The following is a 208-nucleotide window of genomic DNA, read 5'->3' on the forward strand; positions in this document are numbered from 1 at the left end:
GAGCGTCACCGACCCTCCTCGGCCGCCGACACCACCGGGTGGGGGCCTCCCGGTGGCCTCACACCGGCGCGCGACGGCCGTGTTCCCGAAAGCCCCGTCCCGTCTTGCGACCGAGAAAGCCGGCCCGAACCAGCTGCTCGAGCAGCGCGGCGGGTGCGAGGCCCGGCTCACGGAACTGTTCGTGCAACGACCGGGTGATGGCCAGGGT

General features: G+C 73.1%; 1 protein-coding gene. It reads right to left on the reverse strand.

The annotated features are described in order from the left end of the window. Positions 1-58: 58 nt before the first annotated feature. Positions 59-208: 3-hydroxyacyl-CoA dehydrogenase family protein (locus G6R24_RS21535; protein WP_263864109.1), on the reverse strand; the 150-nt coding region annotated here is incomplete at its 5' end.

Source organism: Candidatus Frankia nodulisporulans (assembly GCF_902806475.1).
Lineage (GTDB): Bacteria > Actinomycetota > Actinomycetes > Frankiales > Frankiaceae > Frankia > Frankia umida.